A 22998-nucleotide genomic window follows, 5' to 3' on the forward strand; every position below is an offset into this window, starting at 1 on the left:
GTCGTCGCGTCTCGGACGAGGCCCGTCGCTCCTGCCGTGTCGCTCGCCGGGTGGCGTGGCGAGCCTCGGTGGGCCGTGCCGGCGGTGTCGGTGGGACGTGATGGGATGCGTGCCGTGACGACCACCGCGCCCGTGCTGCGCCGGCCCGCGTTCGCGGACGGCCCGCTGTGGGGCCCGGGTGCGCAGGTCGAGCTCGACGAGGTCCAGCGCGAGGCTGTCGCGTGGGCGCGTGACGTGGGCGCGGGCCGGGTGGCGTCGGCCGACGAGCGGGCGCTCCTCGTGCTCGGCGCGCCGGGCACGGGGCGGACCACGGTCGCGCTCGAGGCCGCCGTGGCGGCGGTGCACGCGGGGCTGCGTCCGGACGACCTGCTCGTCCTGTCCGCGACGCGGCGCGGCGCCGCGGACCTGCGTGACCGGCTCGCCGCGCGGCTGCCCGTCACGTCCGGCCGGCCGCTGGTGCAGACGCCCGCTGCGGCGGCGTTCGCGGTGCTGCGGGCGCGCGCGGTGTCCCTGGGTGAGCAGCCCCCGACGCTCGTGTCCGGCCCCGAGCAGGACCTCGTGCTCGCCGAGCTGCTCGCCGGTCACGCCGCGGGCGAGGGTGTGGCGATCGACTGGCCGCCCCGCGTACGAGCCGAGGCGCTGGGCGTGCGCGCGTTCCGCGACGAGCTGCGGGACCTGCTCATGCGCGCCGCCGAGCGCGGGCTCGGACCCGACGAGCTCGACGCGCTCGGCCGCGCGCACGACCGGCCCGAGTGGTCGGCAGCGGCGCGCGTCTACACCGAGTACCTCGACGTGCTCGACCTGCGGGCCGGGACGCCCGACGCGGGGACGCGCCTCGACCCCGCGGTCGTGGTGGCGGAGGCCGCGCGTGCGCTCGCGTCGTGGGAGCGCGACGTGCCCCGTGCGCGCGTGCCCGCCTGGCGGCTCGTCGTCGTCGACGACCACCAGGAGAGCACGTCGGCCACGGCGACGTTCCTGTCGGTCCTCGCTGACCGCGGTACGCGGCTGCTCCTGACGGCCGACCCGGACACCGCGGTGCAGACGTTCCGCGGCGCGGAGCCCTCGCTCGTCGCTCGCGCGACCGCGCCGCGCGGTGGCGACCACGCCGCGCTCGGTGCGCGCCGGCTCGTGCTGCCGACCGCCTGGCGGCACGGAACAGCCATGCGTGACGTCGTCGAGCGGGTCACCGGCCGGGTCGGGACGGTCGGCGCCGCCGTGCACCGGCGCGCGGCCGCGGGACGCCCCGAGAGGTCGCCCGAGTCGGTGCGCGTCGCGATCCTGCCGAGCGGTGCGCAGGAGGCGGCGTTCGTCGCGCGCGAGCTGCGGCGTGCGCACCTGCAGGACGCCGTGCCGTGGGACCGCATGGCCGTGATCGCGCGCTCGGGTGCTCAGGTCACGGCGCTGCGCCGCGCGCTCGCGGGCGCGTCCGTGCCCGTCACGGTCCTCGGCAGCGACGTGCCGCTGCGCGACGAGCCCGCGGTGCGCCCGCTGCTGGACGTGATGGCCGTCGCGTGCGGGACGGCCGAGCTCGACGCGGTGCTCGCCGCGCGGCTCGCGTGCTCCCCGCTCGGCGCGCTGGACCCCGTGGGGCTGCGCCGGGCCCGCCGTGCTCTGCGCGCCGAGGAGCTCGCCGCGGGCGGCGGCCGCACGAGCGACGCTCTCCTGGTCGAGGTGCTCGACGAGCCCGGACGGGCCTCGTCGCTCTCGCCGACCGTCGCGGCCCCGCTCGAGCGGCTCGCGCGCGTCGTGCACGCGGGACGGACCGCCGCCGCGCGCCCGGGTGCCGACGCGCAGGGCGTCCTGTGGGCGCTGTGGGACGCGGCCGAGCTCGCCGAGCCGTGGCGTCGGGCCGCACTCACGGGTGGGGCGGCCGGCGAGCGTGCCGACCGTGACCTCGACGCGGTGGTCGCGCTGTTCCGCGCCGCCGAGACGTTCGTCGAGCGCATGCCACGCACGTCGCCGGGTGCGTTCGTCGACTGGCTGCGCTCGCAGGACCTGCCCTCGGACTCGCTCGCCGCGCGTGCCCGCCGCGCCGCGGTCCAGGTGCTGACGCCCGCGGGCGCGGCCGGGGGCGAGTGGGACGTGGTCGCGGTGGCCGGGGTGCAGGACGGCGTGTGGCCGGACCTGCGCCTGCGCGACTCGCTGCTCGGCGCGCAGGCGCTCGTCGACGTCGTCTCGGGGCGGTCCGAGTCCGGCTCGTCCGTCCCGGACGCGCGTGCCGCGGTGCTCGCCGACGAGCTGCGCTCGTTCGCGGTCGCCGTCTCGCGCGCCCGGCGTGCACTGGTCGTGACGGCCGTGGCGGACGCCGACCAGCAGCCGTCGCCGTTCGTCGACCTCGTCGAGCCGCCCGACGGCGAGCTCGACCACCGCCGGACGCAGGTGGAGCCTGCGCTGGACCTGCGTGGGCTCGTCGCGCAGCTGCGCGCGACGCTCGAGGAGGCCGCCCGGCGCGGCGCCGAGCCCGACCAGGGCGCGGTGCGTGCGCTCGCCGACCTGGCCGCGCGCGGCGTCCCGGGTGCGGAGCCGAGCCGCTGGCACGGCCTGGCCGAGCCCAGCAGCACGGCGCCGCTGTACGCGGACGACGAGCCCGTGCGCGTCTCGCCGTCGAAGCTCGAGACCGCGCACCGGTGCGCGCTGCGCTGGGCGCTCGAGGCGGCGGGCGGCAGCGCGGGGACCAGCGGTGGGCAGTCGCTCGGCACGCTCGTCCACGAGATCGCGCAGGAGCACCCGAACGGCACGCACGCCGAGCTGGCCGCGGCGCTCGACGAGCGCTGGGACACGCTCGGGCTCGGCTCGGGCTGGCCCGCGCGCGCGACGCGGGCCAAGGCGGACGCGATGATCGAGCGTCTCGCCGGGTACCTCAAGGGTGCGGGCGAGGCGCTCCTGGTCGAGGCGGACTTCCGCCTGCGCACCGACCGTGCGCTCGTGCGCGGCAGCGCGGACCGTATCGAGCGCGACCTCGAGCACCCCGACCAGGTGCGCGTCGTCGACCTGAAGACCGGCGCGAGCCCGCCGTCCAAGGAGCAGGCCGCCGAGAACCCGCAGCTCGGCGCGTACCAGCTCGCGGTCGACGCGGGTGCGTTCGAGGCGCTGCCGCCGGGCACGACGAGCGCGGGCGCGCAGCTGGTCTACCTCGGCACCGGCAAGACGGGTGCCGTGCGCGACCAGGCCGCGCTCGGCCCGGAGGACGACGCGCCGTCGTGGGCGCGCACGCTCGTCGACGAGGTGGCCGAGAAGATGGCCGGCTCGGCGTTCACCGCGACCGCGAACGACCAGTGCGACCGCTGCCCCGTCCGCCGGTCGTGCCCCGTGCGAACCGAGGGCGGGCAGGTGGTCGCATGACCGACACGACGCAGACGCCGGCGGCCCGCGACCAGGCCGGCGGCCAGGCTCGCGACCACGCCGGCGACGAGGCCACGACCGGGGTGGCCGGTGCGGTCGGGGACGGTGGCGTGGCGTCCGGGCCGGTCGTGCCGGGGCAGCGCGGGCCGCACGCGGGGGAGTCGGCTCCGGCGCTGGTCGGCGCCGAGCAGATCGCCCGGCTGCTCGGGCGTGACCTGCCGACGGACGAGCAGCGCCGCATCATCGAGGCCCCGCTCGAGCCCGTGCTCGTCGTCGCCGGCGCAGGCTCGGGCAAGACCGAGACGATGGCCGGACGGGTGGTCTGGCTCGTCGCGAACGGCTTGGTCGAACCGCAGCAGGTGCTCGGCCTGACGTTCACGCGCAAGGCTGCGGGCGAGCTCGCCGAGCGGGTGCGGCTCCGGCTGCGCCGCCTCGCCCGGGCCGCAGCGGACGCGGGCGTCGTCCTGCCGGGCCGGGCCCATCTCGACGACGACGTGCTCGGCGGACGCCCGACGATCTCGACGTACAACGCCTACGCGGCCTCGCTCGTGCGGGACCACGCGCTGCGCATCGGCATCGACCCGAGCGCGCGCCTGCTCGGCGAGGCCGCGCAGTGGCAGCTCGCGAGCGAGGTCGTCGAGGCGTGGCAGGAGGACCTGCAGCTCGACGCGGCCGTCTCGACCGTCGTCGAGGCGGTGCTCGCGCTGTCGGGCGCGCTCGACGAGCACCTGCTCGACCCGGCTGCCGCACAGGACGGCATCGGCCGGATCTGCGAGGACATCGCCGCGACGCCCGCGGGCACGCCGCCACGCGAGCCGTACGCGGAGGTGAAGCGCCTGGTCGGCTCGCTCGAGCAGCGCTCGCGCCTGCTCGACGTCGTGGCGACGTACCGGGCGCGCAAGCGCGCGAGCGACGCGATCGACTTCGGCGACCAGGTCGCGCTGGCGGCGCGTCTCGCACGGGAGGTGCCCGAGGTCGGCGCCGCGGAGCGCGAGCGGTTCGCGGTCGTGCTGCTCGACGAGTACCAGGACACGTCCTACGCGCAGCTGTCGCTGCTGTCGGGGCTGTTCGGTGGCGGTCACCCGGTCATCGCGGTCGGCGACCCGCACCAGTCGATCTACGGGTGGCGTGGCGCGAGCGCCGGCGGGCTCGAGCGGTTCCCGACGACGTTCCGGCGCGCGGCCTCGGTCGGCGGCGGGCCCGCGCAGGTGCTCGCGCTGTCGACCTCGTGGCGCAACGACGTCGCGGTGCTCGACGCGGCGAACCTCGTCGCCGGCCCGCTGCGCGAGGGTGCGACGCGCGTCCCGGTCCCGCAGCTCGAGGCGCGGCCGTCGGCCGGTGCCGGGTCGGTCGACGCGCTCCTGACGCCGACGGTCGTCGACGAGGCGCGAGCGGTCGCGGAGTTCGTCGCGACGCACTGGCGCGCCGCGGGGCAAGGACCGGACGGGCGCCGCGTCACCGCCGCCGTGCTGTGCCGCAAACGCTCGCAGTTCGGTGCGCTGCGTCGGGCGCTGCGGGCGCAGGGTCTGCCGGTCGAGGTCGTCGGTCTCGGTGGTCTGCTGTCGACGCCCGAGGTGGTCGACGTGGTGGCCGCCCTGCAGGCGGCGTACGACCCGCTGCGCGGTGACGCGCTCGTGCGGCTCGTCACCGGGGCGCGCACGCGGCTCGGCGCCGCCGACCTGCACGCGCTCGCCGGGTGGGCCGGTGAGCTCGCGGGCCGGCGCTCGGGCCGCACGCCGGGTGTCGAGCTCGACGTGATCGACGAGCGCAGCATCGTCGACGCGCTCGACGACCTGCCGCGTCCGGGGTGGCGCAGCACGGACGGCCGGTCGCTGAGCGACGAAGGTCGCTCACGCCTCGCCGAGCTCGCCGCGCTCCTGCGCACCCTGCGCGCGCACTCGTACCTCTCGGTGCCGGACCTCGTCGCCGAGGCGGAGCGCCTGCTCGACCTCGACATCGAGGTCGCCGCGCGGGCGGGTGTGGGCGTCGGACGCGCACGCGCGCACCTGGACGCGTTCCGGGACGTCGCGGTGGACTTCGCGCGGTCGGTCGACGCCCCCACGCTCGGTGGCTTCCTGTCCTGGCTCGAGGCGGCGGACGCGCGCGAGAACGGTCTCGAGCTGCCCGTGACCGAGCCGGACCCCGACGCGGTGCAGCTCATCACCATCCACGCGGCCAAGGGCCTCGAGTGGGACGTGGTCGCCGTCGCCGGGCTCGTCGACGGCGTGCTCCCCGCGACCGCGACGCAGGGCAAGGACGGCCCGAAGGACTCGGCGTGGCTCGTGGGCCTCGGCGAGCTGCCCTACCCCCTGCGCGGCGACCGCGACGACCTGCCCGAGCTCGCGTACGCGGGCGCCGAGAGTCCGAAGGAGCTCGAGGAGCGACGCAAGCAGTTCCTGCGCGACGCGGGCGAGCACGAGGTCGCGGAGGAACGCCGCCTCGCCTACGTGGCGCTCACGCGCGCCCGCAGCCGGCTGCTCCTGACCGGCGCGTGGTGGGGCGACGGCAAGACCGTGCGCCGCCCGTCGACGTTCCTGGTCGAGCTCGCGGAGGCGGGGCTCGTCGGCACCGAGGGGTGGGCGGGCGAGCCGGCGGCGGGGGAGGCGAACCCGGCCGCGGCGCAGGTCGTCACGGGTGTCTGGCCGGCTGACCCGTTCGCGGTGGAGGACGGTCCCGGCCGCCGGCCGGCGGTCGAGCGTGCCGCAGGCTGGGTCCGCGCCGCGGTCGCCGCCGGCGCCCCGCGCGAGGATGAGCCCGCGCCCGACGAGGCGTCGTCGCGGTGGGAGGTCCTGGCCCGCACGCTGCTCGACGAGCAGCGAGCCGCGCGTCAGTCGTCGGGTGCGGTCGAGCTCCCGTCGCACCTGTCGGCGTCCGCGCTCGTGCGGCTCGGCGCCGACGCCGAGGAGTTCGCCCGCGGCCTGCGCCGCCCGGTCCCGCAGGAGCCCTCGGGCCGTGCGCGGCTCGGCACACGGTTCCACGCGTGGGTCGAGGGGTACTTCGGCGCAGCCACGCTCGTCGACCTCGACGCGCTGCCGGGCGCGGAGGACGACGGGCTCGACGGCCCGGACGACGTCGATGCCGACGAGGCACGGCTGCGCGAGGCGTTCCTCGCCTCGTCGTGGGCCGACCGCAGGCCGCTGGAGATCGAGGCGGACGTCGAGACGCACGTCGCGGGCTACGTGCTGCGCTCACGCATCGACGCGGTCTTCCCGGCAGCACCCGGGGACCCGGTGCCTGCGGGCGGCGTGGTCGTCGTGGACTGGAAGACGGGCGGTCCGCCGCGCGACCCCGAGACGCGCGCGGCACGCGAGCTGCAGCTCGCGGTGTACCGCCTCGCGTGGTCGCGCCGGTCGGGGACGCCGCTCGACCAGGTCGCCGCCGCGTTCCACTACGTCGCGAGCGGCGAGACCGTGTGGCCGCAGCGCCTGATGGGCGAACGCGAGATCGCCGACCTCCTCGCGGCCGTCACCGACCCCGCCGACGCCGCCGAGGTGGGGCGTCAGGCGTAGGACGAGACCGCCGCGACGGGGGCGGTGGGCGCCTCGTCGTGCCAGACGTTGTCGGCCGTCGTCGTCCGCGTGTGCTCGTCGAGGTCCTCGAGCATCGCCACCGCGTCCGCGACGACGTCCTCGTCGCCCGAGCGCACGCCGTAGAGCAGCCACCGCGCGAGCGCGAGCTCACCCGCGAGCAGCGCGCGCTCGGTCAGGTGCGGGTCGATCAGCTCGGTGCGGCGCAGCTGGTAGGCCTCGAGGATCGAGTCCGCGGCGTCGGGCGGCGCGGCGACCAGGAGCCACGACAGGTCGTCGGCGGGGTCGGCGACGCTCGCGTCACCCCAGTGCAGGATGCCGCTGACCTCGCCGCCACGGACCAGGATCCGCTCGTTGGTCAGGTCGCCGTGCACGACGGTCGGCCGGAAGCGCCACAGCGCGACGTCCTCGAGGCGCTCCTCCCACCGGCGCAGCAGCGTGGGTGGGACCTTGCCGGTGCGCGCGGCCTCGTCGATCTCGGCCTGCCGACGCGCGCGGTACTCGCCCGCGTCGTACACGGGGAGCCCGGCGTTCTCGACGACGCTCGTCGGCAGCTCGTGCACCGCCGCGATCGCGCGGCCGAGCGACGCGCACAGCCCCGGGCCGGGCTCGAGCTCGGCGACGTCGAGCGTGTGGCCCGGGATCTCGGCGTGCACCGCGGCGCGCCCGCCCTCGGGCAGGTGCGCGAAGCCGACGGGCGCGGGCACCGCGAAGGGGAGCCGTCCGTCGTGGACCGCCCGGTCGAGGCCTGCGAGGAGCTCGACCTCGGCCTCGAGCGCCGCGCCCGCGGCGGGGTGCACGGGTGCCCGGACGACCCACCGTGCGCGGGCCGAGTCGACCACCACGGCGATGTCGAAGTCGGTGCCGGGGTGTGCCGGTCGCCGGACGTCGAACGCGTCCAGGCCCGGTACAGCCACCGTGGCGAGGGCGGCGAGAGCGAGCGGGGATCGGGGCACGGGCTCAGCGTAGGCGCGCGGGCGGCGTGGACCGGCACACGTCGGACGGCGTGTCCGTCCTATTCGTCCGGACCTGGGCCGCGAGCGCGTCTCGTCGGAAGGCGATCGCCCAGCACCGGACGACGAGGTGAGGACCGGACGCGGCGTGCCCGACGTCGCGACGCCCGCCGGACCGCGGTCGGTGCGTCGCGCGGTCCCGCGTACGGTGGCGCGGTGAGGTCGGACGAGCTGCCCCTGTCCCGAGCGGTCGTCGACCGCAGCGCGCACCTGCGCGACGAGCAGACCCTGCGCGAGCTCCTGACGCGCGACTCGACGCGCGTCGTGCTGGTCCGCGACGGACGCGTGCCGGTCGACCCCGCCGGGGCGGTGGTCCTCACGACCGTCGACGACGCGCGCGCGGCGGCCGATGACCCGTCGCCGGACCGGTGGCTGCTGCTGGGCGTCGACGACGAGCGCGGCTACGTCGCGCTGCGCGCTGCCCGCGGCGGCGACGAGACGGCCGGGCTGCCGCGCGAGGGCAGCCAGTCGGACCGGTGGGTGCACACGCCGGCGTCGACCGCGACGGGCGGCGCAGGCGCCGACGCCCCCGGTCCCGGCAGCACCTCGCAGGTCCGCGGCGGCCTCGCCGCGGACGGCACCCGCTGGGCGTCGCTGCGCACGGTCGGTGCGACGCTCCCCGCGCGCGACGCGGGCCTCGTCACGACCGCGGTCGCGCTCGACGAGTGGCACGAGCGGCACCCGCGCTGCCCGCGATGCGGCGCACCCACGCGCGTGACGCACGCCGGCTGGGTCCGGACGTGCACGGAGGACGGCTCGGAGCACTACCCGCGCACCGACCCGGCGGTGATCATGGCGGTCGTCGACGAGCACGACCGCCTGCTGCTCGCCCACGCGAGCGCGTGGGCCGCCGGCCGGTACTCGACGCTCGCGGGCTTCGTGGAGCCGGGGGAGTCGCTCGAGCACGCGGTGCGCCGCGAGGTCGCGGAGGAGACGGGCGTCGTCGTCGGCCCGGTGAGCTATGCGGGCAGCCAGCCGTGGCCGTTCCCGGCCTCGCTCATGGTCGCGTTCGTGGGACGCGCGCTGACGAGCGAGGTCCGGGTCGACGGCGTCGAGGTGGAGCTCGCGCGGTGGTTCACGCGCGACGAGCTCGCCGCGGCGGTCGTCGGCGGGCAGGTCGTCCCGCCGTCGACCTCCTCGATCGCGCGTGCGCTCATCGAGGACTGGTTCGGCGGTCCGTTGCCGGCCGCGACCGCGCAGTTCTGAGCCTCAGGCGGCCCTGGTGCCCCGCGCTGGGGGAGTCGTGAGCGTCAGGACAGGCGCTCGCGGACCTCGACGAGAGACGGGTTCGTCGCGGCGGAGCCGTCGGGGAACAGGACCGTCGGGACGGTCTGGTTGCCGCCGTTGAGCGAGGCGACGAGCGCGGCCGCGTCCGGGTGCTGCTCGATGTCGATCTCGGTGTAGCCGATCCCGACCGAGTCGAGCTGCGTCTTGAGCCGCCGGCAGTACCCGCACCAGGTGGTCGAGTACATCGTGATCGTGCCGGGGGCGGGCAGGGCCTGCGTGGTCATGGGTCCTCGTCGTTCGTCGTCGGGCGTGCGCCGGATGGCTCCACGGGTGCCAACGACGAACGGGCCCCGAGGATTCCGTGCCCTGTGCGAGCGCCCTGTGCGCGAGCGCCGCGGGGTGTGGGCGATCCCTGCGAGACTGTGCGGCGATGTCCCCCGACGACCTGCTCACCGCTCTCGACCCCGAGCAGCGTGCCGTGGCCACCGCGTTGCGCGGCCCGGTGTGCGTGCTGGCGGGTGCGGGCACGGGCAAGACGCGGGCGATCACGCACCGCATCGCGTACGGCATCCGCACGGGTGTCTACCGCGCGGACCACGTGCTCGCGGTGACGTTCACGGCGCGCGCTGCCGGCGAGATGCGCACGCGCCTGCGGACGCTCGGCGCGTCGGGCGTGCAGGCACGCACGTTCCACGCCGCGGCGCTGCGCCAGCTCACCTACTTCTGGCCCAAGGTCGTCGGCGGGGCGCCGCCGCGGCTGGTCGAGGCGAAGGCTCAGGTGGTCGCGGAGGCCGCGCGCCGCGTGGGGCTGCCCGCGGACCGCACGGGCGTGCGCGACCTCGCGGGCGAGATCGAGTGGGCGAAGGTCAGCCTCGTCGTGCCCGACGAGTACGCACTCGCGGTCGCCGCGGTGGACCGGCCGGTGCCCGGCGGGCACGACGCCGCCGCGGTCGCGCGACTGATGACCGCCTACGAGCAGGTCAAGGACGAACGCGGCGTCATCGACTTCGAGGACGTGCTGCTGCTGCTCGCGGCGATGCTCGCCGAGCGCCCGGACGTGGCGCGCGAGGTGCACGGCCAGTACCGGCACTTCGTCGTCGACGAGTACCAGGACGTGAGCCCGCTGCAGCAGTACCTGCTGGACCAGTGGCTGGGTGGCCGCCAGGAGCTGTGCGTCGTGGGGGACCCGTCGCAGACCATCTACTCGTTCGCGGGCGCGACACCCCACCACCTGCTCACGTTCGCGCGCTCGCACCCGGGCGCCCAGGTGGTCCGCCTGGTGCGCGACTACCGCTCGACGCCGCAGGTGGTCGAGCTCGCCAACCGGGTCATCGCGTCCGCGGGCCGGGGGAGCGTCGCGCCGCTCGAGCTGCGGGCGCAGCGTCCGGACGGCCCCGCGGTGCGGTGGGCGGCGTACGCCGACGACGAGGCGGAGGCCGCGGGCATCGCGGCCGCGGCCGTGCGGCTCGTGGCGGACGGCGTGCCCGCGTCGCAGATCGCCGTGCTCTACCGGACCAACGCGCAGGCGGAGGCGTTCGAGGAGGCCTTCGCGACCGCCGGGCTCGCCTACCAGGTGCGCGGTGGTGAGCGGTTCTTCGCCCGGCGCGACGTGCGCGAGGCGATCGTCTTCCTGCGCGGCGGCGCGCGCGCGGCCGACGAGCAGGTCCCGCTCGGGCAGGCCGCGCGCGACCTCCTGCGCAACGCCGGGTGGACCGAGCAGGCGCCGCCCACGCGTGGCGCGGCGCGCGAGAAGTGGGAGGCGCTGAACGCGCTGGCCGGGCTGGCCGACGAGGTGGAGGCCAGGGCGCGCACGGCCGGCGGCACCCCCGCGACGGTCGCCGACCTGGTGGCCGAGCTCGACGAGCGCGCGGCCGCGCAGCACGCCCCCACGGTCGAGGGCGTCACGCTCGCGTCGCTGCACGCCGCGAAGGGTCTCGAGTGGGACGCGGTGTTCCTCGCGGGTCTGAGCGACGGTCTGCTGCCGACGTCGCTCGCCGAGACGCCCGACGCGATCGAGGAGGAGCGCCGCCTGCTGTACGTGGGCGTGACGCGTGCCCGTGAGCACCTGCAGCTGTCCTACGCGCGCTCACGCCTGCCGGGCGGACGCGCGACGCGTCGCCCGTCGCGCTTCCTCGAGGCGCTGTGGCCGGGGGCGGGCGGACCCGCCCGTCAGGCCGCGCGGCACTCGCCGGGGACGGACGACGAGCTCGACCCGCGGACGCGTGCGGCGCTCGACGCGCTCGTGCGGTGGCGTGACGAGCGCGCGCGTGACCTGGGCGTGAGCACCGGGCGGGTCCTGGCCACGCACGTGCTGCACACGCTCGCGCGTCGTCGGCCGGCCACGCGCGAGGAGCTCGCCCTCGTGCCGGGCATCGGCGCCCAGACGCTCGCGGTGGTCGGTGACGACGTGCTCGCGGTGCTCGCCGCGACCGCGCCCACGGCGCCGGCGTCGCGGCCGTGGTCGGGCTGATCAGGCTCCCGGCGCCGGCGGTCCGAGGCCTGCGCGAAGGGCGTCGGACCGGGTGTGAGACGTTCGCGAGAAACTCGTGAGAACTCGCCCGTTTATTCAGTTGTCCCGCCTGCGAGCGCGCACATAGGCTGTAGCCCGTCCTGATGAGCGGACCTGTGCCGAGAGGCGCGGGTCGAACCCGAGAGGAGGTGGGCAGCGGTGAAGATCCAGTTCACGATGGCGGTTCGGTCGAGCGATGAGCTCCCGACGCGTCTCCTCGCGCCCACCTATGTCGGGCTTCAGGGGCGTGCTGTGCCCGCTTCGTGGCGTGTGGCCATGTCCACGTCCCGCAAGCGTCACAACGGGATCGCTCCGTCCGGCTTCGCGCCGTTCGGCGGCACCGCTCTCGACGCGACGGCATTCGACCCCGACGGGGCTTCGATGGTCTAGACCTCCCAGGTCTCAGGCCGCGGAAGCCCTCACAGGCTCCGCGGCCTTTTTCTTCTCCGGTGATCCCGGCGGAGGACGGAACGCGGACGCTGCACCGCTCACCGATCACCCGCAGGACACCAGGAGGACATCGTGCGGCTCACGACGCTGCTCGACACCAGCGGATCAGGCCCCTGGCCCACCAGCAGCACCGCTACCACCGACGACCGCGCCTTCGACCAGCTGGTCGAGGGACTCATCCCGTGCCGGAACGAGGACCCCGAGCTCTGGTTCGCCGAGCAGACGGCTCGCGTGGAGCAGGCGAAGGCCCTCTGCCGCGAGTGCCCGATCATGGCGGGCTGCCTCGCCGGCGCCCTCGAGCGCGAGGAGCCGTGGGGCGTCTGGGGCGGCCAGGTCTTCATCGGTGGAGTGGTCGTCCCGACCAAGCGTGGTCGAGGCCGTCCACGCAAGCACCCCGCGGCCTGACCATGACCGCCGGATCGCCCGACCCCTGGGCGGTGCACCCGCACGCCGGGTGCACCGCCCATCGTCGTTCTCGGGGCAGTGCGTCCGGCAGACCGAGCTCGAACGTCGCGCCGTGCCACCGGTGGGGTGCATCCGGCGCGTCGAGGTGCGCGAGCACGGCCGCGGACGCCAGGCCTGCGGCGGCGCTCGCCACGGCCACGGGCTCGGGCGGCGGGTGGCTCGCCGCGGTCGTGGCGAGCGCGGCGGCCAGCGCGGGCCACGCGGGGTCGGCGTCGCGTCGGTGCAGGTCGAGGCACCGCAGGCACGGCCCGCGACCTGGGGCGACGAGCGGTCCGACGACCGTGTCGGCCTCGCGCAGCACGACGCTCAGGTGGGGCGTCCCGCGGTTGACGAGCCGTGCGGCGAGCGCCGGGTCGACCACGTCGTCGGACACCACGACGACGAGATCGACGCGGGCCGCGGCGCCGTGGTCGTCCGATGACCGCACGGTCGTCGGCGCAGGCTCCGTCGCCACGGTCGGCGCGATGCCCGTGACGACGCGGACCGCGGCGCGCGCCCGCGGGCGCCCCACGTCCGGCCAGCGGTAGCCGCTCGGACCGACGTCGGCCGAGCGCACGGGCCGCTCGTCCTCCAGGACGACCCGACCCACCCCCGCGGTCGCGAGCGCGGCCGCGATCCCGAGCCCTGTGGTCCCGAGCCCGACGACTCCGACCGCCCGCTCGGCCCTGGCCGCGACGGTCCCGCCGCCGTCGCCGTCCGGCCGCAGCAGCGTGAGCACGCGAGCATCGGCACCGGACGGTCCCGTGGTCGCGCGACGGGCGACGGGCTCGGTCACCCCGGCCGCTTCGAGCTGGCCGACGAGCGCGGTCAGGCGTGACCGGTCGAGGCGGGCGTCGCCGGCCGCCAGGTCGACGGGCGTTCCGTCCGCCAGGGCCTCCAGCACACGCGCCTCGGGCGGCGTCAGGCCGTCGACGCGCACCGCCCAGCGGCGGTCGGTGCCGATCTGCACCTCGCCCAGCCCCCGGCGCACCACGCGCAACCCGCTCCGCAGCCTCACGCGGGTCAGGCTGCCATCGGCGCGTGCCACGCGACGCGCGTCGTCCACAGGGGCGAGGCGTCGACAGCGCGAGCCCGTCGTCCCTGCGTCCGGGAAGCGCCGTCCGGGCGGGACGCCCGCGGGCGAGCCGAGCCCGGGTGCAGCGAAGGGCGCCGTCCGGACCGGACGACGCCCTTCGACGAACGAGCTACCGCGGAGCTCAGGCCTTGCCGAGGATGCGGTTGAGCTTGGTGCCGCAGACCGGACAGATGGCCTTCGCCATCTTGCGGCCCGACTCGGAGACGACGACGTCGCCCTCCGCCTCGCGCTTCTCCTTGCACTTCACGCAGTAGAACTCGCCCGCATACGTCTCAGCCATGTGGTCCTCCTCGCCGTCGTCCGGTGCACCGGGCCACATGCGGCCGACGGTGGCCGGGCAGAGCGATGACCTGCCCGAGCGCGAACAACAGTAGTGCGCATGCGCCGAGCAGCCGTGAGGCGCGCGTGTCGCCGCGTCCCGCGGTACCCCCGACCGGGTGCGGAACGGCCCCCTGATGTCAGCCGTGCGGGTGACGACGACGGGGCGCGAGGTCCCCGGACGTCCACAGCCTGGGCTGTCGAGGTGGGTGACGCGCGCTACCGTGCGGGCTGTGCATCCGACGTACGACCTGTCCCAGGTCGACCAGGAGGTCGAGGTCCGCCGCTCGCGCAAGCGCGTGCGCACGGTCACGGCGTGGCGCGAGGGCGGCCGCACGGTCGTGGCGATCCCCGCGCGGTTCACGCGCGCCCAGGAGACCGAGTGGGTGGGCCGGATGCTGGTGCGCCTCGCGGCCCAGGAGAGGCGCCGTCGCCCGTCGGACGACGAGCTGATGTCGCGGGCCGCGGACCTGTCGACCCGGTACCTGCAGGGACGCGCGGTCCCGACGAGCGTGCGGTGGTCGGGCAACCAGGGGCGGCGCTGGGGCTCGTGCACGCCGTCGGACGGCACCATCCGCATCTCCGACCGGGTGCGCGGCATGCCGCGCTGGGTGCTCGACTACGTGCTGCTGCACGAGCTCGTCCACCTGCTGCACTCGGGGCACGGCCCTGAGTTCTGGCGCGAGCTCGAGGCGTACCCGCGCACGCAGCGTGCACGCGGCTTCCTGGAGGGCTACTCCTATCTCGAGGAGCGGGGAGCGGGGCAGCCTCCAGCCGGTGGAGCGCCGGACGAGAGCGACGACGAGCTCGACGACAGCGACGTCCACGACGTCGCGACGACGCCGGACGAGGACGAGGACTCAGCCGGTCAGGACTGCGCCGTGCAGGAGGACGTGCCCTGCGACAGGGAGCCGGCAGGCGACGGACGCAAGGCCTGAGCCCGCGGCCGTCAGGGCCGTTCGGTCTCGTCCTGGCCAGGCCCGTCCTGGTCAGGCCCGTTCTGGTCGGGCGCGTCCTGCCCGGGCTCGTCCTGCGGCGTGTCCTCGCCGAGGATCTCCGCGAGCGCGCGGTCGAGGTCGGCGGACTCGTCGGCCGCCGCGGTCCGTCGCGTCGCGTAGCCCGCGGGGTCGTCGAGGTCCTCCGCGGTCGGCATGAGGTCGGGGTGGTCCCACACCGCGTCGCGGGCCGCGGCACCGTCCGGACCTCGCGCGATCTGCGCCCACAGGGCCGCGGCGTCGCGCAGGCGGCGCGGACGCAGCTCGAGCCCGACGAGGTTGGCGAACGCCTGCTCGGCGGGGCCGCCGGCCGCGCGCCGGCGGCGGATCATCTCGCGCAGCGCCACCGAGTGCGGCAGGTGGGCGAGCGCCGCGGTCGCGCTGACCTCGTCGACCCAGCCCTCGACGAGGGCGAGCGCCGTCTCGAGGCGGCCGAGCGCGGCCTGCTGCTCGGGCGTCGTCTGCGGGGCGAACACGCCGCTCGACAGTGCGGCCTGCAGGGCCTCGGCGTCGGTCGGGTCGATCGAGCCGACCGCCTGCTCGAGCTGATCGACGTCGATCGAGATGCCCCGGGCATACGTCTCGACCAGGGCGAGCAGGTGCGCGCGCAGCCACGGCACGTGCGTGAACAGGCGCGTCGCGGCGGCCTCACGCAGCGCGAGGAACAGGCGGACCTCCTCGACCGGCGCGTCGAGGCCCTCGGCGAACGCGTCGACGTTGGCGGCGACGAGCGCAGGCGCGGGCACGTCGAGCAGGGGCAGGCCGATGTCGGTGGTGCCGAACACGTCCCGAGCGAGCGTGCCCGCGGCCTGCCCGACCTGCAGGCCGAACACGGCCGAGCCGAGCCGGCGCAGCAGCTGGCCGGGAGCCAGGCCGCCCGGCAGTGCCATGCCCTCCGGCAGCCCGAGGCCGCGCAGCTGGTCGTCGAGCCCGCTGTCGTCGTCGTCACCGAGCTGTCCGCCGAGCGCGTCGACGAGCGCCGCGGACAACGACGAGGCGACCGGGTCGGTCAGCGTGCGCCACGTGGGCAGCGTCGCCTCGACCCACTCCGCGCGGCTCCACGCGCGAGCGGGCGCGGTGGACGGCGGCAGCTCGGTCGCCGCGTCGAGCCACAGCTCGGCGACCGAGAGCGCGTCGAGCACCTCGCGCTGCTTCGCGGACGAGAGAGCGGGGTCGCCGCCGACCGCGGCCTGCTGCCGCGCGAGGTCGTGCGCCATCTCCCAGTTCACGGGCTGGTCGTCGCCGCTCGCGAACAGCCGCTGCACCTGCGCGAGCACCTGCTGCATGGCGGCGGGGTCGTGGGGCAATGCGCCCCCCGCGTCGAGCGCGGCCGGGTCGATGCCACGCTCACGCATCTGGGCGATCGCCTCGTCGGCCTGGTCTCCCAGCAGCGCGCGCAGCATCTGCTCCCACGGCGGCTGGGTGGGGTCGATGTGGTCGGGGCTCACGGGCGCCTCCTGCGAGGATGACGTCGGGGCGGGAGCCCCACGTAACCACGACGGTAACCACGTGGTGGAGGTGAACGTCGATGTCCGGTCGCCAGGTTCGCTCAGGGCGCAGCGCTCGCGGGTCGCGTGACGCGGCCGCTCGGCGTGCGGCCGCGTCTGCCGCTGCGCCCGTCGCGGAGCCGACCGACGCCACCTCGCCCGACGTGGTCGTCGTCGGGACAGGGCCCGTGGCGGCGGGGGTCCTGGCGGCGTGGGGTCCGCGCGCCCGCGCGCTCGACGAGGTGCCCGCGAGCGACCCGGCGTCCGCGCTCGTCGGCGCCCGCGTGGTGGTGCTCGTCGCGCACCCGGGCGACCTGGCGGTCGTCGCCGGCCGTCGCGGGCCCGAGGGTCACGCGCCCGCGGTCGCGCACGCGCAGCGGACCTTCGCCGCCGCGCGTGAGGTCAAGGCCGAGCACGTCGTCGTGGTGACGTCTGCGGTCGTGCACGGCGCGCACCCCGACCGGCCGGTCGTGCATGACGACGAACCGCTGCTGTCCGGTGCGCGCGCGGTGCCGGACGGCCTCGTCGGGCACCTCCTCGCGGTCGAGGCGGTCGTCGCCCGGGCCGCCCGCCGCCGCTCGCCGAAGGTCACGGTGCTGCGACCGGCGGCGCTGGTCGGGCGCGGTACGGACTCGTTCGTCACGCGGCACTTCGAGGCGCCGCGCCTGCTCGTCGTGCGCGGGTCCGAGCGTCCCTGGCAGCTCGTGCACGTCGACGACGTGGGGGCCGCGAGCGTGTTCGCCGTCGAGCACGGGCTGACCGGTCCGCTCACCGTGGGCCCCGCGGACGTCCTCACGCCGACTCAGGTGGCCGCCGCGGCGGGCATGCGGACCGTCGAGCTCGCGGCCGCGACCGCGTTCGGCACCGCCGAGCGCCTGCACCGCGTGGGCGTGCTGCCCGCGCCCGCGGCCGAGCTCGCCTACGTGGTCTACCCGTGGACCGTCGCCGCCGACGGGCTCACGACCGCGGGCTTCGTCCCGTCGTACTCCAGCGCGGCTGCGCTGGACGTGCTGCTCGAGGGCGTGCGCGGGCGGCTCGCGCTCGGTGGCCGGCGCGTCGAGCGCCGCGACGCGGCCGCGCTCGGCGCGGCGGGTGCGGCGGTCGCGCTCCTCGGCACGGCGGCGATCTGGCGGCAGGCGCGTCGGCGCGGCTGAGCGGGTGCCGTGCAGGGCCGCACCCGGTCGGTTCCAGGCGCACCACGCGTCGCCCGGCCGAGCGCGCCGCCGGGTCGCCAGGCGGTTGCGTGCTGCGCCGGTGGTCGTGGTGGGCCGGCGGATGTCGTGCACATCGTCGTGCGGCATGATGCCGACGTGCCCGACGACGACCTCGACCGCAACACCCCGCCCGCGCAGGAGCCCCCCGCACGCCCGCAGGGCGGGTCGTCCGGCGACGAGCCCGCCGCGGTGCCGGGCGCGACCACCCCGCCGGTGCTCGGTGAGGCGGGCTGGGCCGCCGCGCCCGTGGAGCCCGGACTCGGGGCCGCCGCTCCCGTCCCGGTCGAGCGGCCGAGCGCCCGCGCGATGACGCTGTCGATCTCGATGCTCGCCTCGGCGGTGCTGCTCGCCGCGGTCGCGGTGCTCCCCGCGCCGTACACGGTCAGCGGCCCCGGACCGACCGAGGACGTCCTCGGTGAGGTCGACGACAAGCCGCTCATCACGATCGAGGGCGCCTCGACGTACGACTCGACGGGCGAGCTGCGGCTGACGACGGTCTCGGCGACCGGCGGCCCGGGCTACCCGTCGTCGACGTTGCGCGTGCTGCGCGGCTGGTTCTCGCCGTGGTCCGTGGTGCAGCCGCGCGAGATCCTGTTCCCGGACGCGGACCGCACGCAGGACGAGATCGACCAGGAGAACTCCGCGCAGATGGTCTCGTCGCAGGAGAACGCGTCGGTCGCGGCGCTCACCGAGCTCGGGTACGAGGTGCCCGCGACGCTCGTGATCGCGGGCACGGTCGAGGGCTCGGGTGCCGACGGGAAGTTCGAGGACGGCGACGTCCTGACCGCGATCGACGGCACCGCGCTGCCGGACTACCTCAGCCTCATCACGACGATGGACGGCGTCACGCCGGGCGACGACGTCACGGTCACGGTGCGCCGCCACGGCGAGGACGTGGACGTCGTCGTGCCGACGACGAAGGGTGACGACGGGCGCGCGCAGATGGGCGTCTACATCGACCCCGACTTCGACATGCCGGTGGACATCACGATCGAGGCGGGCCGGATCGGCGGCCCGAGCGCCGGGACGATGTTCGCGCTCGGGATCATCGACCTCATGACGCCGCAGGACGAGGCCGCGGGCCAGGTCATCGCGGGCACCGGGACGATCGACGTCACGGGGGCCGTGGGGCCGATCGGCGGCATCCGGCAGAAGCTCGCGGGCGCGGCGCGGGACGGCGCGACGTGGTTCCTCGCGCCGGCGGCCAACTGCGGCGAGGTCGTGGACCACGTGCCCGACGGGCTGCGCGTGGTGCGGGTCGAGACGCTGCACGAGGCCTACGAGGACGTCGTCGCGATCGGCGAGGGCAAGGCCGACGACCTGCCGACGTGCGAGACCGCCGCCTGACCTCGTCGGACGACGACCAGGGCGGGCGGCAGGCCGGCGCGGGGGAGCGCGCGGCCTCGCGGAGGACCGTGCGCTGCCTCGGGTGAGGATCGTGCGCAGCCTCAGGTGAGGGTCGCGCGCAGCGCGGAGACCAGACCGGGCACGACGTCCGGACCCTGACCCACCTGGTCGTCGGTGTCGTTCGCGCGCGTGCGCACGGCGCACCACGTGGCGCCCTCACGCAGCACGCCGACGGCGAGCCGCACGTCCTGCCGGTCCGGGTGGGCCAGCAACCAGGGCAGGGCCTCGTCCGGGTCGGACGGCATCTGCGCCTCGGCGGCCGGGGGCAGGATCACGCGCTCGGCGGTCACCGCGACGCCGTCGACGGACTCGGGCCAGGACAGGCCCGCGAGCAGCGTCTCGAGGTCGGGCGCCTCCGGCAGCCCTTCCTGCTCGATCGACGTCAGGTGCCACGGCTCGGCCTGCGCGGCGGCGAGCGTCGCGGGCTCGAGCTGGGCGGCCAGCGACGGCTCCGCCGCCAGCGCCGCCTGGGTGCGCACGAGCGCGAACACGCGCACGGGTGCGTCCCACCCGGCTGTGGCGACGTGGTGCTCGATCTCGCGCACCGCGTCGGCGAGCGCACGCGTCGCGGGTGACTGCGTCGTCGAGGACGGCGCGTCGGACTGGGCTGCGGGCGAGGGCTCGGGGGCGGCGGGCGTCGATGGCACGGCCCCATCGTCGCATCCGCCCGGCGCAGGCCCGTGGTGTGCCCGCCGTGTGTGGGAACCTGGGCAGCGTCCTGCGCGTTGGGGGGACGAGCCCTCGCGCACGCACGACGCGCGTCGCGACCTGAGCGTGCGAGGGCGGGAGCACGACCCACGCACAGACGCACGCACAGACGCACGAGCACGGCACACGAGCACGACCCACGAGACGACGAGGACCGCACCGACGTGAGCTTCGCCAGCACGCCCCGTAACCCGTCCGCCGCCAGACCCGGTGACCGGCCGGCCAACAAGCGCCGCAGCGCGCTCGTGCCGACGCTCGTCGTGCTCGGCGTGATCGTCCTGCTGGTGGTGATCCTCGCCCAGGTCTGGACCGAGTGGCTGTGGTTCGACCAGCTCGGCTTCATCGAGGTGCTCCGCACCGAGTGGGGCACGCGCATCGTGCTGTTCCTGCTCGGGTTCACGCTCATGGCCGTGCCGGTGGGCCTGAGCATGCGGTACGCGTACTCGTCCCGGCCGGTGTACGCGCCGTCGACGCCCGAGCAGGCGAGCCTCGACCAGTACCGCGAGGCGATCGAGCCGCTGCGCCGGCTCGTCATGATCGTCGGCCCGGCGCTGCTCGGTCTGTTCGCAGGTGCCGCGATGTCGCAGCGGTGGGACACCGTCCAGCTGTGGCTGCACGCGCAGCACGTCGGCCAGGCGGACCCGCAGTACGGGATCGACCTCGGGTTCTACCTGTTCACGCTGCCCGCGATCCGGTTCGTCGTGTCGTTCCTCATGGCGGTCGTCGTGCTGTCCGGCGTGGCCGCGCTCGCGACCCAGTACCTGTACGGCGGCCTGCGGATCGGCGGCAGCAAGGACACGCCGCGCACGACGCGCGCCGCGCGCATCCAGCTGTCGGTGATCGGTGCGGTGCTCATGCTGCTCATCGCCGGGAACTACTGGCTCGACCGCTACTCGATCCTGACCAAGACGGCCGAGAAGTTCGACGGCGCGTCCTACACGGACGTGCACGCGGTCATCCCATCGAAGGCGATCCTGGCGGGCATCGCGGTGTTCGTCGCGGTCACGTTCGTCGTGACGGCGATCCGCGGGAACTGGCGCCTGCCGCTCATCGGTGCGGGCCTGATGGTCGTCGCGGCGATCGCGGTGGGCGGCATCTACCCGGCGGTCGTGCAGCGCTTCCAGGTGCAGCCGAACCAGCAGGACGCCGAGTCGGAGTACATCAAGCGCAACATCGACGCGACGCGCACGGCCTACGGCATCGACGACGTCGACGTCGAGGACTACGACGCGAAGGTCACGGCGGAGCCGCAGGCGCTGCGTGACGACGCGGAGACCGCGGCGTCGATCCGTCTGCTCGACCCGCAGGTCGTCAGCCCGTCGTTCAAGCAGCTCCAGCAGGTCACGACGTTCTACAGCTTCCCGGACACGCTGTCAGTGGACCGCTACACGCTCGACGGCGAGAGCCAGGACACCGTGATCGCCGCGCGCGAGCTCAACCTCAGCGGTCTCGAGGCGTCGCAGCGCAACTGGACCAACGACGTCACGGTCTACACGCACGGCTACGGGGTGGTCGCCGCGTTCGGCAACCGCACCGCGGCCCGCGGCGCGCCGTCGTTCTGGGAGAGCGGGATCCCGTCGACGGGCCAGATGGGCGAGTACGAGCCGCGGCTGTACTTCAGCCCGGGCTCGCCGGCGTACTCGATCGTCGGTGGCCCCGAGGGCACGGAGTGGGAGCTCGACCGTCCGACGAACGACGGCGGCGGCTCGATCAACACGCGCTTCCCGACGCAGGACGTCTCGGCCGGTCCGGACGTCGGCAACGCGTTCAACAAGCTGCTGTACGCGGTGAAGTTCGGCTCGGAGCAGATCCTGTTCTCCGACCGCGTCAACGAGCACTCGCAGATCCTGTACGACCGCAGCCCGCGGGACCGCGTCTCGAAGGTCGCGCCGTACCTGACGCTCGACGGGCGTGTGTACCCGGCCGTCGTCGACGGGCGCGTCAAGTGGATCGTCGACGGCTACACGACGAGCAACCAGTACCCGTACGCCGCGCAGGTCACGCTCGACGACGCGACGGCGGACTCGCTCACGCAGTCGTCGGCCGCGGTGCAGGCGCTGCAGTCGAAGACCGCCAACTACATCCGCAACTCGGTCAAGGCGACCGTCGACGCGTACGACGGCTCCGTCACGCTGTACGCGTGGGACGACCAGGACCCGGTCCTCAAGGCGTGGAGCGAGATCTTCCCGACGTCGCTCGAGCCGCTGAGCAAGATCGACGGCGAGCTCATGTCGCACCTGCGCTACCCGGAGGACCTGTTCAAGGTTCAGCGTGAGCTGCTGACGCGCTACCACGTGTCCGACCCGAAGCAGTTCTTCACCGGCACGGACTTCTGGGCCGTCCCGGACGACCCGAACGCCGCGGGCTCGATCGCCCAGCCGCCGTACTACATGACGCTGCGGATGCCGGGTGCGGACACCGCGAGCTTCTCGCTGACCTCGACGTTCATCCCGTTCGGCCAGCAGGCCCGCAACGTCATGCGCGGGTACGTGGCGGTCGACGCGGATGCGGGGTCGCAGGACGGCACCAAGGCGGAGGGCTACGGGAAGATCCGGCTGCTCGAGCTACCACGGGACGGGTCTGTGCCCGGCCCCGGCCAGGTGAACAACAACATGACGACCGACTCGAAGGTCGCGGAGGAGTTCACGCTGCTCGGCCGCGGCGGGGCGCAGATCGTCCGCGCGAACCTGCTCGCGCTGCCGGTGGGCGACGGGATGCTCTACGTGCAGCCGGTCTACCTGCAGGCCGAGACGGGGACGACGTTCCCGCTGCTGCAGCGCGTGATCGTCGCGTTCGGTGACGACGTCGAGATCGCCGAGACCCTCGACGAGGCGCTCAACGCGGTGTTCGAGGGGGACTCCGGCGTGGACACCGGCACGGACCCGGGAACGGATCCCGGCACCGACCCGGGTACCGAGCCGGACGACGAGCCCACGCAGGAGCCGGGCGACGAGCCGACGCAGGAACCCGGTGACGAGACGGACGCGGCCGCGCGTGCGGCCCTCGCCGACGCGCTCGACCGCGCACGTCAGGCGATGGAGGACTCGCAGACGGCCCTGACCGCCGGTGACTTCGCCGCGTACGGCGAGGCGCAGGACCGGCTCGACCAGGCGATTGCCGACGCGCTCGCGGCGGAGGCGCGCCTCGAGGGCGCGTCGGCCGACGAGCCGGCTCCCACGTCGACCGCGACCGCGGGGCCCTGACCCGCACGCTCCACGAGCTGCTCGACGACGACGGCCCCGCACCTCGCGTGCGGGGCCG

At 75.5% G+C, this 22998-nt stretch carries 15 protein-coding genes and 1 pseudogene; 10 read left to right on the top strand and 6 right to left on the bottom strand.

Features of this window, described 5'->3' with window-relative positions:
* Nucleotides 1-105 precede the first annotated feature (105 nt).
* The gene (locus CPE01_RS03690; protein ID WP_146805306.1) at nucleotides 106-3342 is read left to right on the top strand and encodes an ATP-dependent helicase; all 3237 of its coding nucleotides are present in this window, start codon (nucleotides 106-108) and stop codon (nucleotides 3340-3342) included.
* The gene (locus tag CPE01_RS03695) at nucleotides 3339-6851 is read left to right on the top strand and encodes an ATP-dependent helicase (RefSeq protein ID WP_146805307.1); all 3513 of its coding nucleotides are present in this window, start codon (nucleotides 3339-3341) and stop codon (nucleotides 6849-6851) included. The genes CPE01_RS03690 and CPE01_RS03695 overlap by 4 nt, the downstream gene beginning before the upstream one ends.
* On the opposite strand, the gene CPE01_RS03700 is transcribed toward CPE01_RS03695, so the two are convergent.
* Nucleotides 6842-7825 carry a phosphotransferase gene (locus CPE01_RS03700; RefSeq protein ID WP_146805308.1) on the bottom strand — a complete coding sequence of 328 codons (984 nt, stop codon included), beginning with the start codon at nucleotides 7823-7825 and terminating at the stop codon, nucleotides 6842-6844. The genes CPE01_RS03695 and CPE01_RS03700 overlap by 10 nt on opposite strands.
* Before the next feature lie 213 nt (nucleotides 7826-8038).
* Between CPE01_RS03700 and nudC the strand changes: the two genes are divergently transcribed.
* Nucleotides 8039-9088: an NAD(+) diphosphatase gene (nudC, locus tag CPE01_RS03705; RefSeq protein WP_146805309.1), complete on the top strand. Its 1050-nt coding sequence runs from the start codon at nucleotides 8039-8041 to the stop codon at nucleotides 9086-9088.
* A gap of 44 nt (nucleotides 9089-9132) precedes the next feature.
* Here the strand turns inward: nudC and CPE01_RS03710 are convergent, their stop codons facing one another.
* On the bottom strand, nucleotides 9133-9393 hold the full coding sequence (locus CPE01_RS03710) for a mycoredoxin (RefSeq protein ID WP_146805310.1): 261 nt from the start codon (nucleotides 9391-9393) through the stop codon (nucleotides 9133-9135).
* 146 nt (nucleotides 9394-9539) lie between these two features.
* Here CPE01_RS03710 and CPE01_RS03715 point away from each other — a divergent pair, with 146 nt between their 5' ends.
* The 3 genes from CPE01_RS03715 to CPE01_RS03725 all read left to right on the top strand — a co-directional run bounded on the left by CPE01_RS03715 (nucleotide 9540) and on the right by CPE01_RS03725 (nucleotide 12473).
* Nucleotides 9540-11579 (top strand): ATP-dependent helicase, encoded by a 2040-nt coding sequence (locus CPE01_RS03715; RefSeq protein ID WP_146805311.1) that lies wholly within the window; start codon nucleotides 9540-9542, stop codon nucleotides 11577-11579.
* A 198-nt stretch (nucleotides 11580-11777) separates the two neighbouring features.
* Nucleotides 11778-12008: a hypothetical protein gene (locus tag CPE01_RS03720; protein ID WP_146805312.1), complete on the top strand. Its 231-nt coding sequence runs from the start codon at nucleotides 11778-11780 to the stop codon at nucleotides 12006-12008.
* A gap of 132 nt (nucleotides 12009-12140) precedes the next feature.
* Nucleotides 12141-12473 (top strand): WhiB family transcriptional regulator, encoded by a 333-nt coding sequence (locus tag CPE01_RS03725; protein WP_146805313.1) that lies wholly within the window; start codon nucleotides 12141-12143, stop codon nucleotides 12471-12473.
* On the opposite strand, the gene CPE01_RS03730 is transcribed toward CPE01_RS03725, so the two are convergent.
* Together CPE01_RS03730 and CPE01_RS03735 are read right to left on the bottom strand one after the other, a co-directional pair.
* On the bottom strand, nucleotides 12406-13530 hold the full coding sequence (locus tag CPE01_RS03730) for a ThiF family adenylyltransferase (RefSeq protein ID WP_186811395.1): 1125 nt from the start codon (nucleotides 13528-13530) through the stop codon (nucleotides 12406-12408). The genes CPE01_RS03725 and CPE01_RS03730 overlap by 68 nt on opposite strands.
* Before the next feature lie 199 nt (nucleotides 13531-13729).
* Complete coding sequence (locus CPE01_RS03735) at nucleotides 13730-13888, bottom strand: DUF5679 domain-containing protein (protein WP_013883019.1); 159 nt, start codon at nucleotides 13886-13888, stop codon at nucleotides 13730-13732.
* 175 nt (nucleotides 13889-14063) lie between these two features.
* Between CPE01_RS03735 and CPE01_RS16680 the strand changes: the two are divergent.
* A pseudogene (locus CPE01_RS16680) lies at nucleotides 14064-14747 on the top strand (YgjP-like metallopeptidase domain-containing protein); the annotation flags it as partial.
* Nucleotides 14748-14875: 128 nt separating this feature from the next.
* Here the strand turns inward: CPE01_RS16680 and CPE01_RS03745 are convergent.
* On the bottom strand, nucleotides 14876-16324 hold the full coding sequence (locus CPE01_RS03745) for a zinc-dependent metalloprotease (protein ID WP_146805480.1): 1449 nt from the start codon (nucleotides 16322-16324) through the stop codon (nucleotides 14876-14878).
* Between the two features lie 272 nt (nucleotides 16325-16596).
* Between CPE01_RS03745 and CPE01_RS16335 the strand changes: the two genes are divergently transcribed.
* Both CPE01_RS16335 and CPE01_RS03755 read left to right on the top strand, forming a co-directional pair.
* On the top strand, nucleotides 16597-17562 hold the full coding sequence (locus CPE01_RS16335) for a Rossmann-fold NAD(P)-binding domain-containing protein (protein ID WP_246783719.1): 966 nt from the start codon (nucleotides 16597-16599) through the stop codon (nucleotides 17560-17562).
* 156 nt (nucleotides 17563-17718) lie between these two features.
* Entirely contained in the window at nucleotides 17719-18969 is a 1251-nt protein-coding gene (locus CPE01_RS03755) for a YlbL family protein (RefSeq protein WP_246783720.1), read from the top strand.
* A gap of 101 nt (nucleotides 18970-19070) precedes the next feature.
* Here CPE01_RS03755 and CPE01_RS03760 read toward each other — a convergent pair whose 3' ends face one another.
* Nucleotides 19071-19676, bottom strand: coding sequence for a PPA1309 family protein (locus CPE01_RS03760; protein ID WP_371861976.1), 606 nt, complete (start codon nucleotides 19674-19676; stop codon nucleotides 19071-19073).
* A gap of 225 nt (nucleotides 19677-19901) precedes the next feature.
* Here CPE01_RS03760 and CPE01_RS03765 point away from each other — a divergent pair, with 225 nt between their 5' ends.
* Complete coding sequence (locus tag CPE01_RS03765; RefSeq protein WP_146805316.1) at nucleotides 19902-22940, top strand: UPF0182 family membrane protein; 3039 nt, start codon at nucleotides 19902-19904, stop codon at nucleotides 22938-22940.
* The last annotated feature ends 58 nt before the right edge of the window (nucleotides 22941-22998 follow it).

It is taken from the genome of Cellulomonas persica (genome assembly GCF_007989825.1).
In the GTDB taxonomy this organism is placed as follows: Bacteria; Actinomycetota; Actinomycetes; order Actinomycetales; family Cellulomonadaceae; genus Cellulomonas; species Cellulomonas persica.